The organism is Methylobacterium sp., from assembly GCF_028290105.1.
In the GTDB taxonomy this organism is placed as follows: Bacteria; Pseudomonadota; Alphaproteobacteria; order Rhizobiales; family Beijerinckiaceae; genus Methylobacterium.
In genome coordinates this window covers 36,713-48,979 of record NZ_JAQGKL010000200.1, presented here as the reverse complement: position 1 = coordinate 48,979, position 12,267 = coordinate 36,713, and the positions used below count along the sequence as shown (strand labels likewise).

12 protein-coding genes are annotated in these 12,267 nt (G+C 67.9%); 4 read left to right on the top strand and 8 right to left on the bottom strand.

Annotated elements, in window-relative coordinates:
- The 4 genes from JWQ05_RS14440 to JWQ05_RS14425 all read right to left on the bottom strand — a co-directional run.
- Nucleotides 1–391: isocitrate/isopropylmalate family dehydrogenase (locus JWQ05_RS14440; RefSeq protein WP_299659509.1), on the bottom strand; the 391-nt coding region annotated here is incomplete at its 3' end.
- 139 nt (nucleotides 392–530) lie between these two features.
- A complete protein-coding gene (locus tag JWQ05_RS14435) occupies nucleotides 531–1,895 on the bottom strand; it encodes a pilus assembly protein TadG-related protein (RefSeq protein WP_299659507.1) in 1,365 nt (454 codons plus the stop codon).
- The gene (locus JWQ05_RS14430) at nucleotides 1,892–2,548 is read right to left on the bottom strand and encodes a TadE/TadG family type IV pilus assembly protein (protein ID WP_299659504.1); all 657 of its coding nucleotides are present in this window, start codon (nucleotides 2,546–2,548) and stop codon (nucleotides 1,892–1,894) included. The genes JWQ05_RS14435 and JWQ05_RS14430 overlap by 4 nt, the downstream gene beginning before the upstream one ends.
- Before the next feature lie 7 nt (nucleotides 2,549–2,555).
- The gene (locus JWQ05_RS14425; RefSeq protein ID WP_299659502.1) at nucleotides 2,556–3,203 is read right to left on the bottom strand and encodes a TadE/TadG family type IV pilus assembly protein; all 648 of its coding nucleotides are present in this window, start codon (nucleotides 3,201–3,203) and stop codon (nucleotides 2,556–2,558) included.
- Nucleotides 3,204–3,474: 271 nt separating this feature from the next.
- On the opposite strand from JWQ05_RS14425, the gene JWQ05_RS14420 reads away from it, so the two are divergent.
- The 3 genes from JWQ05_RS14420 to JWQ05_RS14410 all read left to right on the top strand — a co-directional run bounded on the left by JWQ05_RS14420 (nucleotide 3,475) and on the right by JWQ05_RS14410 (nucleotide 7,308).
- The gene (locus JWQ05_RS14420; protein WP_299659500.1) at nucleotides 3,475–4,023 is read left to right on the top strand and encodes a formaldehyde-activating enzyme; all 549 of its coding nucleotides are present in this window, start codon (nucleotides 3,475–3,477) and stop codon (nucleotides 4,021–4,023) included.
- Nucleotides 4,024–4,172: 149 nt separating this feature from the next.
- A complete protein-coding gene (locus JWQ05_RS14415) occupies nucleotides 4,173–4,895 on the top strand; it encodes an RNA methyltransferase (RefSeq protein WP_299659521.1) in 723 nt (240 codons plus the stop codon).
- 67 nt (nucleotides 4,896–4,962) lie between these two features.
- Nucleotides 4,963–7,308: an EAL domain-containing protein gene (locus JWQ05_RS14410; RefSeq protein ID WP_299659497.1), complete on the top strand. Its 2,346-nt coding sequence runs from the start codon at nucleotides 4,963–4,965 to the stop codon at nucleotides 7,306–7,308.
- Nucleotides 7,309–7,339: 31 nt separating this feature from the next.
- Here the strand turns inward: JWQ05_RS14410 and JWQ05_RS14405 are convergent, their stop codons facing one another.
- From JWQ05_RS14405 to JWQ05_RS14390, 4 genes are all read right to left on the bottom strand, one after another.
- Nucleotides 7,340–8,635, bottom strand: coding sequence for an aminotransferase class I/II-fold pyridoxal phosphate-dependent enzyme (locus JWQ05_RS14405; protein ID WP_299659494.1), 1,296 nt, complete (start codon nucleotides 8,633–8,635; stop codon nucleotides 7,340–7,342).
- A gap of 34 nt (nucleotides 8,636–8,669) precedes the next feature.
- On the bottom strand, nucleotides 8,670–9,056 hold the full coding sequence (locus JWQ05_RS14400; protein WP_299659492.1) for a response regulator: 387 nt from the start codon (nucleotides 9,054–9,056) through the stop codon (nucleotides 8,670–8,672).
- Nucleotides 9,057–9,118: 62 nt separating this feature from the next.
- Nucleotides 9,119–9,277, bottom strand: a complete 159-nt coding sequence (locus JWQ05_RS14395; RefSeq protein ID WP_299659490.1) for a hypothetical protein — start codon at nucleotides 9,275–9,277, stop codon at nucleotides 9,119–9,121.
- 69 nt (nucleotides 9,278–9,346) lie between these two features.
- Entirely contained in the window at nucleotides 9,347–10,627 is a 1,281-nt protein-coding gene (locus JWQ05_RS14390; protein WP_299659488.1) for an O-acetylhomoserine aminocarboxypropyltransferase, read from the bottom strand.
- A 229-nt stretch (nucleotides 10,628–10,856) separates the two neighbouring features.
- On the opposite strand from JWQ05_RS14390, the gene JWQ05_RS14385 reads away from it, so the two are divergent.
- Entirely contained in the window at nucleotides 10,857–12,185 is a 1,329-nt protein-coding gene (locus JWQ05_RS14385) for an MFS transporter (protein ID WP_299659486.1), read from the top strand.
- The last annotated feature ends 82 nt before the right edge of the window (nucleotides 12,186–12,267 follow it).

The following is a 12,267-nucleotide window of genomic DNA, read 5'->3' as shown; positions in this document are numbered from 1 at the left end:
CGACGACGATGGGCTGGGTCCAGCCCGGCACGAGGCGGGGCACGTTCCGGCAGATGATCGGCTCGCGGAAGATGACGCCGCCGAGGATGTTGCGGATCGTGCCGTTGGGCGACTTCCACATCTCCTTCAGGCCGAACTCCTTCACCCGCTGCTCATCGGGGGTGATGGTGGCGCACTTCACGCCGACGCCGTGGCGCTTGATCGCCTCGGCGGCTTCGACGGTGACCCGGTCGTCGGTGGCGTCGCGATGCTCGACGCCGAGGTCGTAATATTCGAGGTCGAGGTCGAGGTAGGGGTGGATCAGCTTGGTCTTGATCTCGCTCCAGATGATCCGGGTCATCTCGTCGCCGTCGAGTTCGACGACCGGGTTCGCAACCTTGATCTTGTCCATCTGCAGCACGCCTTCCTGAGCCAGGATGTCCCGCGGCTCCACGCAAGGCGGATGCCGATCCCGCGCCGTCCTTAGCCCGCGCGGTCACGGTTCGGAAGCAGGAGGCCCTGGCTCCCCCCATGACAAAGGGTTTTCTCTGTCAGGGACCTGCGATCAGACGGGCCTTGCGCGTCGCCTGGTCGAACATGGCGTTCAGCGCGTCCTGGATCTCGGTCGCGGAACTGGCGGTCCGGAAATAACCGGCGGACGCGCAGCTCTGCAGCGTGCTCGGCACGTTGGGGATCAGGGCGTTCACCACGACGTTCTCGTAGCCCACGTTGGTGTTGAACGGCGTCGCGAGCGGCACGTAGGGGATGTAGAGGACCGAAACGGTCACGCCCCTATCCTTCAGGGTCTTGCAGAGCGTCGGATCGAGCAGCTTGGCCTGGGAGCCCGTCCAGCCATTCCGATTGTCCCAATACTGGTTGTTGCCGACACCATCCGTGATAAAGAATACGAAAGGAAGTGGTTTGCTGGCGCTGGTCCCGTCCCCCACAAGTCTGATCTTCGAATTGATTGCGGAGAAGACGTTCTCGTAGTGGGTTCCTCCGCTACCGCGCGGAACCGTCGAGTCGCCGATATCCATGTAGTTTTCGAGATTGATGGAAGTCAGCGACGATAAATTCGTCGTAATATCGGCGGCCGTCTCAAGATAGCTGACGAACGGGTACATTCCCATCCGATACTGATTGCTCAGCGTCTGGTTCGACTGTGCCTTGCCGATGAGTTGCTGGACCGCGTTGCTGACCGTCGCGATCCGCAGCTCGATGTTGTTCGCCTTGGCGATGCCAAAGCCTCTCGATCCGGCGAAATGGCAGGCGAAGGCGCAGTTGTTGCCCTTGGCATCGGCCATGTCGGGGTTCAGCTTGGCGAACTGAAGTTGCGCCGCGCTTGAGGTCGGAAAACCCATCGACCCCGACGTATCGAGCACAAGATAGAAATCGGTGTAGCTGCCGAGCGTCAGGCTCGAACTCGACTTGCCCGACACCGCGATCGCCGTCACGTCGCTGAAGACCTTGCTGAAGGGCGACGAGTAGGTCGAGGCATAAGTCGCCGCCGCCGTGACGACGTTGCCGGTTCGGGTCACCGTCAGGTCCGGCGTCAGCGGAAGGCTGGTCAGGATCGGGCCGGCATTGGCGCGGAAGGCGGCCATTCCACGGGTCTGCCCCAGGGTCAGCGCCGACGCCGTCGGGTTGGTCTCGTTGTTGGGGTTGGACGAGATGTAATCGCGCGCCGTCGCCACCGCGGTGAGCGTGGCGGCGTCCACCGCGCGGTCGAAGTGGGTGCGATAATTGATCCCGCGAACGAAATCGACGCTCACCCCGATCAGGCCGATCAGGGGGACGAGGGCCAGGGCGAAGACCAGCAGCACGTTGCCGCCGCGCTCGTCGCGCAGGCGCCGAAGCTGGAGTGTCAGCCGGGCGAGCCGGGCGGCAGTCAACGCGGTCATGGAGAGAGGCCTCACGATAGGGGGCAGGCGTTCGCGGAGCTGGTGCCTCCGCTGGCATCGAAAGTGATGGCCGAGACGTAGCGCGGCGCGAAATAGAAGGATTTGGTGATGTTGACCGACCCGACCACGGATTGCGCGATCACCGGCTTGTAGCTGAAGACCACATCGGCCACGACGAGGAACCCCGGCGCGAAGGTATCGATAGGCATGGTCGTGGGTTTCGGCGGATCGGTATTCGGCGCCGGCAGCAACGGGATGAGGCAGGGGCGCTTCTGGCCCGAAGTCCAGGACACCGTCGGAACATAGACGCAGTTCGACGTGCAGCCGGAGGTCGTCTTGAACTGGACGCCGGAGATCGACCATTTCAGGAGCGACCAGACCGAGACGTTGGTGTCCGAGGCGACCGCCATGGCCTCCGGGAAGATCACGAGCTGGGCCCGAGAAATCGCCAGGATGTCGGTCTGGGTGACCGTCCCGGTGTCGTTGCGCGCCATCAGGTCCGCCATCGTGCTGGCGGCGAGCTCGACCTTGCGGATGTAGATCACGTAGCGGACCAGATCGAAGGCCACCGCCGACAGGAGGATCATCACCGGCACGATGACGGCGAACTCGACGATGGCGACGCCGCGCCGATCGCGGCCGAAACGGGAGAGGCTCAGGCGACGCATGGCGGCTTCAGCACCCCGTCGAGACGCTAGGCGTCGTGAAGGGTTCGTTGCGGAACGCCACCGCCGCCCGCGTGAACACGACCCTCGCGCCGTTCCATTGCGTGGTGCTTCCGAGGGCGATCCAGATCGGACTGAAAGCCGGGACCGCGTAGAACACCTGGAGGTACCCGTAAGTCCCGGGCGCACCCGTACAGTAATCGGTCTTGCTGTTGTCCATGGGGACGACGACGAGGCTCTTCTCGTCGGCACTCACGAACTTCGAATATCCGAGCCCGCTGCCGGACAGGGTCGTCGTCTGCAGGCTGGTGACGATGTTGTTGCAGGAGAGCCCGGCGATCAGGTTGGAGCAGACGACGGAGGCCCGGAACCCGCTGGCCGTGTTGGAACTGTTGGTCAGGGCGCCGAGCATGACCGTGCGGCTCGCGTCCGCCGTCGCCTTCTCGAGCGCCGCGTAGCAGAAGATGTAGAGCCCGCCCTGAAGGATCTCGACCAGGATCAGCACGAACAGCGGCATCACCAGCGCGAATTCCACCGCCGTGGCGCCGTGGGAGGCGCGGCGGAAGTTCCGCACGGGGCCTCCGGCGCCCGAACGGGTTCGGACGATGGGATCGGTCGCGGTCAGCGTCGGGGCTTTCGGGTCAACGGGCATCGCCATCAGGTTCCAGCGCGCGGGTTCTCCTGGGTTTGTTTCCAAAATCCAGTACCGAGCGCGCTCTAGACGACCCATGCACGCCGAGCCTTAAAGTCAGATTACCCCGATCGTAGAGGCTCGAGGGCATCGGCCCGCGACAGGTCGGACTTCTGCTTCATCCACTGTTTTGCCGGCGCGCGGCGGCAAAAAAGATCGTGATCGCGCTGGACATCGCGCGCCCCTCGGTGGAGGCCCCTCCGGCGCACCCTCTCACCATCACAGCGGACAGGACCCCATGAGCGAACGCATCATCCTTCGGGCCGGCGAGGCCCTCGTGGCCGGCGGCCCGCCCAACACCGCCTCGGAGCCCGAGGTGATCATCGGTGAACTCGACGGGCCGGTGGGCACGGCGCTCGCCACCCTCACGGGCGATCAGGTCGTCGGCCACAGCCGGGTCTTCGCCCTCCTCAACACCGACATCATGGTCCGCCCGGTCACGCTGTGCGTCTCCAAGGTCAGCGTGACGGAGAGCAAGTACACCTCGATCCTGATGGGCACGGTGCAGTTCGCCATCGCCAACGGCGTGCTCGACGCGGTGCGGGCTGGCTACATCCCCAAGGAGAAGGCCAACGACCTCGGCATCATCTGCTCGGTCTGGCTGAGCCCGGGCGTGATCGAGGCGCAGAACCTCGACCACAAGGCCCTGTTCGACATCCAGCGCCGGGGCATGACGGAGGCCATCCGGAAGGCGATGACCAACGAGCCGTCCATCGACTGGCTGCTGGAGAACCAGGACAAGATCATCCACAAATATTACCAGATGGGCCTCGACGGGAAGATCTGAGGGCGGGCCCGCCCTTGCGCGGGACGTCGGCACTTTGCCGCCGTCCCCTGCCATGCGAGAGGGCGGGGATGTCCTCCGCCCTCGATCCCGGCGCCGCCATGACTCAGCCCGCCCCTTCGCCCAAACCCGCGCCCGAACCCTTGCCGGACATGCCGCCCGGCCCCGTCGTCATCCTGGTGCAGCCGCAGCTCGCCGAGAACATCGGCATGACCGCGCGCGCCATGGCGAATTTCGGCCTCTCGGAGCTTCGCCTGGTGGCGCCGAAGAACGGCTGGCCCAAGAAGGGCGTGCGCGAGGCGGCCTCGGGGGCGACCCACATCCTCGACGGCGCCACGGTCCACGCCACCCTGCCCGAGGCGATCGCCGACCTGCACTACGTGCTGGCGACCACCGCCCGCGAGCGCGGGCAGATGAAGCGGGTCCTGGCGCCCGACGCGGCGATGCGCGACGTCGTCGCCCGCGCCGGGCAGCGCACCGGAATCCTGTTCGGGCGCGAGCGCGCGGGCCTCGACAACGACGAGGTCTCGCTCGCCGACGCCATCGTCACCTTCCCGGTCGATGCACGCTTCTCGTCGCTCAACCTGGCGCAGGGCGTGCTCCTGATGGGCTACGAGTGGCGCCGGGCGGCGGGACTGTCGAGCCTGCCCTTCACCGGCGAGATGATGTCGCCGCCGGCGACACGCGCGGCGATGCTGTCGCTGTTCTCGAGCCTGGAGGACGGCCTCGCGGAAGCCGGGTTCTATCCACCGGAGAAGCGGGACATCATCGCCCGCAACATGCGCGACATGCTCCACCGCATGAGCATGACCGAGCAGGATGTGCGCACCCTGCGTGGCGCATTGCGGGCGTTGCGCGCGCGTCGGGCTCCGTGACGCAGGCCGACATATCCCGGCGTTGCTCTTAACCGCTGGGCCATGATTGTCGGGCACCATAGTGCCTATGCCGCTTCACCGTCTCAAAGCCTTCGGAGGCGAATTCTCCTGCCCCGCGCGGGAAGCGACGTTCCAGGCGGAGCGGCTCCCCGAGACGGTGCGTCATACCCGGCTGATCTTCCGGATCGCCCTGGCGCTCAACGTCCTGTTCGTCCTCAGCGACGCGCGTTTCATCGGCAGCGACCGCTTCGGCGCGATCCTGACCGCCCGGTCGATCATCGTCGGACTGACCCTCTACGGCCTCTTCGCCCTGTACCGGACCCAGACCTTCGCGCGCCTGCAGCGGCTGGTGGTGGCCTGGCAGACCCTGACCGTCGTCGCCATCGCGTATCTCTGCACGTCGCGCTCCGACATCGCCCTGTTCATGGTGCTGATGCTGCCGGGGGTGTTCATGCTGGTGGTACCGACGCGCTTTGCCTGGACGGTGGCGGCCGGCGCCTTCAGCAGCGTCGTTCTTCTCGGCGCCTACCTGCTGCCACCGCCGTTACCGCCGACGGCGCTCGGAATGCTGATGGCGTCCTGCGTGGCGGATGCGGCGATCCTGCTCTTCGTCATTCGCGCGAACCGGCTGCGCCGCCTGGAATGGGCCGCGACGCAGGCGGAACGCAAGGCCTTCAGCGACCTCGCCGAGAGCCGGGAATTGTTCGAACGGATGTTTCGCGCCGTGCCCGTGCCCATCGTGGTGGCGCGGGCGGGCGATGGCCAGATCATCAGCACCAACGACGCCGGCAACCGGTTCTTCGGGGTGGCGCAGGGCGAGACGCTGGCCAGCTACAGGACCCGCGACTTCGTCGCGGGTCCTGACCGCTTCCGGATGCAGCGGACCCTCGACGAGAAGGGCTCGCTGCGGGACCACGAAACCCGCATTACGACCCTGTCGGGCCAACGCCGCGACATTCTCCTGTCGATCGAGACGGTGCAGGTCGAGGGGACCGCCTGCCTGATCTCCAGCCTCGTCGACATCACCACCCGCAAGGCCGTGGAGGAGCAGGTGCGCACGGCGGCCCATCACGACATCCTCACCGGCCTGCCGAACCGGGCCCTGTTCCATACGACCCTCGATTCGGCCCTGGTCCGCGCCGAGGCCGGGGCGAGCGAAGTGGGCCTGATCCTGCTCGACCTCGATGCCTTCAAGGAGATCAACGATACCCTCGGGCACGATTGCGGCGACGCGCTGCTGAAGGACGTCGCCCGGCGCCTGCGCGGCGCGGTCGAGCCGGAGGATCTCGTGGCGCGTCTCGGCGGCGACGAGTTCGTCATCATCTCCCAACGTGGCGGGGCCGGACAATCCATGGCCGCCAGCCTGCACGTCCTGGCTGAGCGCATCCTCGATGCCCTGCGACCGCCGATGCCGATCAGCGGCCGGGCGGTCCTGCCCCGGGCGAGCCTTGGCCTGGCGCTCTATCCGGAGCACGCCGACAACGCGGCGGACCTGTTCACCAACGCCGACCTCGCCCTCTACGGCGCGAAGGCTTCGGGGCGAAACCGCGCGACCCTGTTCGTGCCGGCCCTGCGGGCGAACATCGAGGATCGGGTGCGGGTCACGCGCGAGATGCGCGCGGCCCTGGAGGAGGGCGGTGGCCTCGTGCCGTACTACCAGCCCAAGATCCATCTCGGCAGCGGAGCGGTCATCGGTTTCGAGGCCCTGGCGCGCTGGCAGCACCCGACGCGGGGGCTTCTCATGCCCGGGTCCTTCGCCAGCGTGTTCGACGACCCCGAGATCGGGATCGCGGTGGGCGAATCCCTGCGCCGCCAGATCTTCTGCGAGGTCACGCACTGGATCGCCGAGGGGCTCGAACCGGGGCGGGTCTTCCTGAACCTGTCCTCGGCGCAGTTCGCGCAGGGCGACCTCGCCGGGGCTTTCCTGCAGGACATCGACGCGGCCCGGGTGCCGCATGCGCGCATCGGCGTCGAGGTCACGGAGACCGTCCTGCTCGGAGGCCACGGCGACCGGGTCAGCGAAGTGCTGGCCACCCTGCACGGCGCCGGAATCCGCGTCGCCCTCGACGATTTCGGCACCGGCTACGCCTCGCTCACCCACCTCAAGCAATACCCGGTGGACGAGATCAAGATCGACCGGAGCTTCATCCGCGACCTGGAGCGCGACGCCAACGACGCAGCCATCGTCACGGCCGTCCTCCAGCTCGGGCGCAGTCTCGGCCTCGACGTCACCGCCGAGGGCGTCGAGACGCCGGAACAGGCGGCCTTCCTCAGTGCCGAGGGCTGCACGCACGTCCAGGGCTACCTCTACGGCAAGCCGATGCCGGCGAGCCGCGTGCCCTGGTTCCTGCGCAACCGGCCGGATCTGCTCGGGGGCGACGACGAGGCCGCCCCGCCTCGGCGGATCGCCTGAACGCGACGCGACCTTTGGAAGCCTGGAGCGCTCAGCCGAGCTGAGACAGCGCTTGCGCGACGTCGGCGATGAGGTCCTCGGCGTTCTCCAGCCCGATCGAGAGGCGCACCGTCTCGGGGCCGACCATGGCGGCGGCCTTGTCGGCGGGGCTGAGCTGGCGGTGCGTGGTGGTCGCCGGATGGATCGCCAGCGACTTGATCTCGCCGATGTTCACGAGGTGCGAGATCAGCTTGAGGCTCATGATGAACTTGACCGCCGCCGGCTCGCCGCCCTTGAGCGCCACGGTGAAGATCGAGCCCGGACCCTGCGGCACGTAGCGGGCGGCCATCGCCTCGCCCTCCTGGCCGGGCAGGGCGGGATAGCTCACCCAGTCCACCGCCGGATGGTCCTTGAGGAAGGCCGCGACCGTCTTGGCGTTCGCGCAATGACGCTCCATGCGCAGGGGCAGCGTCTCGATGCCGGTGAGCGTCAGGAAGGCGTTCATCGGCGAGAGGCCGGGGCCGAGTTCGCGCATGCCGAAGACCCGGCAGGCGGAGGCGAAGGCGAAGTCCGGGAAGCGCTCGGTGAGCACGAGGTCGTCGTAATCGGCCCAGGGCTCGCTCATCAGGTTGTAGCGGCCCGGCACCGCCGCCCAGTCGAAGCGCCCGGCATCGCAGATCACGCCGCCGATGGTCTGGCCCGAACCACCGAGGAACTTCGAGGTCGAGTGGATGACGATGTCGGCCCCGTGCTCGATCGGCCGGATCAGGGCCGGGGAGGCGAGGGTGTTGTCGACGACGAGGGGCAGCCCGTGCCGGCGCGCGACCTCGGCGATGCCGGCGAGATCCATGACGGTGGCGCACGGATTGACGATGGATTCGCAGATGATCGCCCGGGTCTCGGGCGTGATCTGCGCCTCGAAATCGGCCGGTGTCAGCCCCTTCGTGAACTGCGGCTTGAGGTGGTAGCGCCCGTCGAGACGATTCATCAGGCCGAGGGAGCCGCCGAACAGGCGCGAGGAGGCGACATAGGCGTCCCCGCTCTGCATCAGGGTCATCAGCACCATCAGCACCGCCGACTGGCCGGAGGCCACGGCCACCGCCGCCTTGGCGCCTTCGAGCGCGGCGACGCGCCGCTCCAGGGCGGCGACCGTCGGGTTCGAGCCGCGTGAGTAGGAGAAGCCCGTGCGGCGCAGGGCGAAGATGTCGGCCGCCTGCTGGGTATCCTCGAACACGAAGCCGTTGGTGAAGTAGATCGGCTGGACCCGCGCGCCGGTGGCGGGGTCGGGCGCGGCGCCGGCATGGATGGCCTGGGTCGCGAAGCGGTGCGTGGGGGTGTCGGTGGCCATTCGGGCCTCCCGTGTGTGGAAAACGTGTGGGCGGTCAGGCGGCGCGGCTGGCGAAGGCGCGCAGGGTCCGGACCAGGGTCGACGGCTCGTAGGGCTTCGGGATGAAGCGGGCGCCATCGGGCAGGTCGTTGGGGCCGGGGGTGCCCATGCCGGAGACGACGAGGACGGGGATGCCGGGCCAACGATGCGCCACGAGGCGGGCGAGGGCGAAGCCGTCCATGGAGCCGCGCGGCATGTCGACATCGGTCATCAGCACGCCGACGTCGGCGCGGGTCTCCAGCACCGTGAGGGCGTTGTCCGCGTGGCACGCCTCGACCACCTCGAAGCCGGCATCCGCGAGGGTATCGGCCGCTTCCATCAGGAGCAGGCCGTCGTCTTCGACGAGGAGCACGACGGGGAGGTCTGGCTGGTCTTTCGTCATCGGCGGCCGGACGATCTCGCGATTGGGGGAAGGTCGGGGCCTAGTCTCGCCCGACAGTGCCGTCAATAACGGGCGGTGTCGCGCATTCGTTTCGCCAGGGCGGGGAGCCGGCGGTCCGGCAAGGGCGGCGCGCAGGCCACCGCCAGCGCCACCAGCGCGGCGATGACGAGGCAGAACGCCACGCCGTCGTTGACCTGTTCCACCCAGTTCAAGGCCGACATCGCGCCCTCCGGTGACCGAGACCCGAGCCTCGGCCCGCCTTGGTAAAGGAAGCGTTAACGCGACCACGATCAGGCCCGCAGGGCGGCGTCGAGGTCCTCGATCAGATCCTGTGGATCCTCGAGGCCCACCGACAGGCGCACCACCTCCGGGCCGGCGCCGGCGGCGACGCGCTGCGGATCGGTGAGCTGGCGGTGGGTGGTGGAGGCCGGGTGGATGATCAGCGAGCGGGTGTCGCCGATATTGGCCAGATGCGAGAACAGGGTGAGGTTCGAGACGAGCTTCACGCCGGCCTCGTAGCCGCCCTTGAGCCCGATGGTGAAGACGGCACCCGCGCCGTTGGGCGTGTAGCGCCGGGCGAGCTGGTGGTAGCGGTCGCTCTCCAGGCCCGGATAGCTGACCCAGGCCACCGCCGGATGGGCCTGCAGGTGGGTCGCCACCACAAGCGCATTGTCGCAGTGCCGCTGCATGCGCAGGGGCAGTGTCTCGATGCCCGACAGGAGCAGGAAGGCGTTGAAGGGCGAGAGCGCCGGCCCAAGGTCGCGCAGGCCCAGCACCCGGATCGCGATGGCCAAGGCGAAATTGCCGAAGGTCTCGGCGATCACCACCCCGGCATATTCCGGCCGGGGCGCCGAGAGCATGGGAAAGCGCGCGTCGCCCGCCCAGGGGAAGCTGCCGCCGTCGACCACGATGCCGCCGATGGAATTGCCGTGGCCGCCCAGGAACTTGGTGGCCGAGTGCACGACGATGTCGGCGCCGTGCTCGAAAGGACGGATCAGGTACGGGCTCGCCATCGTGTTGTCGACGATGAGCGGGATGTTGTGGCGCTTCGCGATCTCGGACAGGGCGGCGATGTCCGTGATGACGCCACCGGGATTGGCGATGGATTCGCAGAAGATCGCCTTGGTGCGGGGCGTGATGGCCCGCTCGAACGAGGACGGATCGTCGGTGTCGGCCCAGACGACGTTCCAGCCGAAGTTCTTGTAGGAATGGTTGAACTGGTTGATCGAGCCGCCATAGAGCTTGTTGGCGGCGATGAACTCGTCGCCCGGCTGCATCAGGGCGTGCATCACCAGGAACTCGGCGGCGTGGCCCGAGGCCACCGCCACCGCCGCGGTGCCGCCCTCGAGGGCCGCGACGCGCTCTTCCAGCACCGCGTTGGTCGGGTTGGTGATGCGCGAGTAGATGTTGCCGAAGGCCTGGAGCCCGAACAGCGAGGCGGCGTGCTCCACGTCGTCGAACACGAACGAGGCGGTCTGATAGATCGGCGTGGCACGCGCACCCGTCGTGGCGTCGGGCGCGGCGCCGGCATGGATGGCCCGCGTGTTGAATCCGGGCAGACGATCGGTCATCGCAAATCCTCCCGGGCCGCCGGGCCCGCAACGCCTGTCTTCTACGCTCCGACGGAAGCCGGCGGAAGGGGACGTCATCCGTTGTAACGAACGATGGTTCTTTATGCCGGACGGATGGGCAGGGTCAAGACGGGCTGTCCAGGCTGACCCTCCGATTGCGGGGAGGGGCGCGGCCTCCACCCCGCACCAGCGCTATCCTGCCGGTTCAAGCTGAGCTATGGCCCCCGCCATGACCCATCCAGCGACCCGCCAGACGGCCACCCCCCAGTCCCTCGCTCCCGCGAGCGTCCCGGCGGCGCGCATCCTTATCGCGAGCTTCGTGGGCACCGCGATCGAGTTCTACGACTTCTACGTCTACGCCACCGCCGCCGCCCTGGTGATCGGGCCGATCTTCTTCCCGCCGGGCGATCCGGCGGTGCAGACGCTGGCAGCCTTCGCCACCTTCTCCATCGCGTTCATCGCGCGCCCGCTGGGCGCCGCGTTCTTCGGGCATTTCGGCGACCGGGTCGGGCGTAAGGCCACGCTGGTGGCCTCGCTGATGATCATGGGCCTGTCGACGGTGCTGATCGGCTGCCTGCCGTCCTACGCCACCGCCGGCTGGTGGGCGCCCTTGGGCCTGTGCGTGCTGCGCTTCGGGCAGGGCGTGGGGTTCGGCGGCGAGTGGGGCGGGGCGGCCCTGCTCGCGGTGGAGAACGCGCCGCCGGGGCGACGCGCCCTCTACGGCATCTTCCCGCAGCTCGGTGCGCCGGTGGGCTTCATCACCGCCAATCTCGGCTTCCTCGGGCTGGCGCTGGCCTTGAGCCCGGCCGACTTCCAGGCCTGGGGCTGGCGCATCCCGTTCCTGGCCTCCGCCGTGCTCGTCGGCGTCGGGCTCTATGTCCGGCTGAAACTCACCGAGACGCCGGTGTTCAAGGCCGCCCTGGAAAAGGCGGCCCCCGAGCGCGTGCCGCTTGCGGTGATCTTCACGAAATACATCCGCGCGACCCTGCTCGGCACCTTCGCGATGGTGGCCTGCTACGCGGTGTTCTACCTCTCCACCGTGTTCGCCCTGAGCTACGGCGTCTCGACGCTCGGCTTCACCCGGCCGACCTTCCTGCTGTTCGAATGCGTGGCCGTGCTGTTCATGGGGCTCGGCATTCCGCTCTCCGGCTGGGCCGCCGACCGGTACGGCCGCCGCCCCGTCCTGCTCTCCGGCCTCGTCTTCACGGCGAGCCTCGGCCTCCTGATGGGTCCGATGCTCGGCAGCGGCCAGGGCGGCCTCGTGCTCGGCTTCCTGTGCCTCGGCCTGTTCGCCATGGGCTGGCTCTTCGGGCCCATGGGCGCGCTCCTGCCCGAACTCTTCCCGACCCGCGTGCGCTACACCGGCGCCTCCGTGACCTACAACCTCGCCGGCATCCTCGGCGCCTCCGCCGCGCCGTACCTGGCGCAGCGGTTGAGTGAATGGGGCGGTGTCGGTTGGGTGGGGCTTTATCTGGCGATCGCCGCCGGGATCAGCTTCACGGCCGTGGCGCTCATGGAAGAGACGGGCACCAAGGGGTTTCGCCTGGACAACGCTTGAACGGGTCTCGCTTCGGCGCTGCGAAATCGTACAGCCGCGACAGCAAAGTGTGTGCTGACGAGCCGGGCCGATAAACGCGGTC

Coding starts and splice junctions, on each gene's coding strand:
- JWQ05_RS14430 (WP_299659504.1), bottom strand. CDS start 2,548: ATGCGTCGCCTGAGCCTCTCCCGTTTCGGCCGCGATCGGCGCGGCGTC.
- JWQ05_RS14425 (WP_299659502.1), bottom strand. CDS start 3,203: ATGGCGATGCCCGTTGACCCGAAAGCCCCGACGCTGACCGCGACCGAT.
- JWQ05_RS14420 (WP_299659500.1), top strand. CDS start 3,475: ATGAGCGAACGCATCATCCTTCGGGCCGGCGAGGCCCTCGTGGCCGGC.
- JWQ05_RS14415 (WP_299659521.1), top strand. CDS start 4,173: ATGCCGCCCGGCCCCGTCGTCATCCTGGTGCAGCCGCAGCTCGCCGAG.
- JWQ05_RS14410 (WP_299659497.1), top strand. CDS start 4,963: ATGCCGCTTCACCGTCTCAAAGCCTTCGGAGGCGAATTCTCCTGCCCC.
- JWQ05_RS14405 (WP_299659494.1), bottom strand. CDS start 8,635: ATGGCCACCGACACCCCCACGCACCGCTTCGCGACCCAGGCCATCCAT.
- JWQ05_RS14400 (WP_299659492.1), bottom strand. CDS start 9,056: ATGACGAAAGACCAGCCAGACCTCCCCGTCGTGCTCCTCGTCGAAGAC.
- JWQ05_RS14395 (WP_299659490.1), bottom strand. CDS start 9,277: ATGTCGGCCTTGAACTGGGTGGAACAGGTCAACGACGGCGTGGCGTTC.
- JWQ05_RS14390 (WP_299659488.1), bottom strand. CDS start 10,627: ATGACCGATCGTCTGCCCGGATTCAACACGCGGGCCATCCATGCCGGC.
- JWQ05_RS14385 (WP_299659486.1), top strand. CDS start 10,857: ATGACCCATCCAGCGACCCGCCAGACGGCCACCCCCCAGTCCCTCGCT.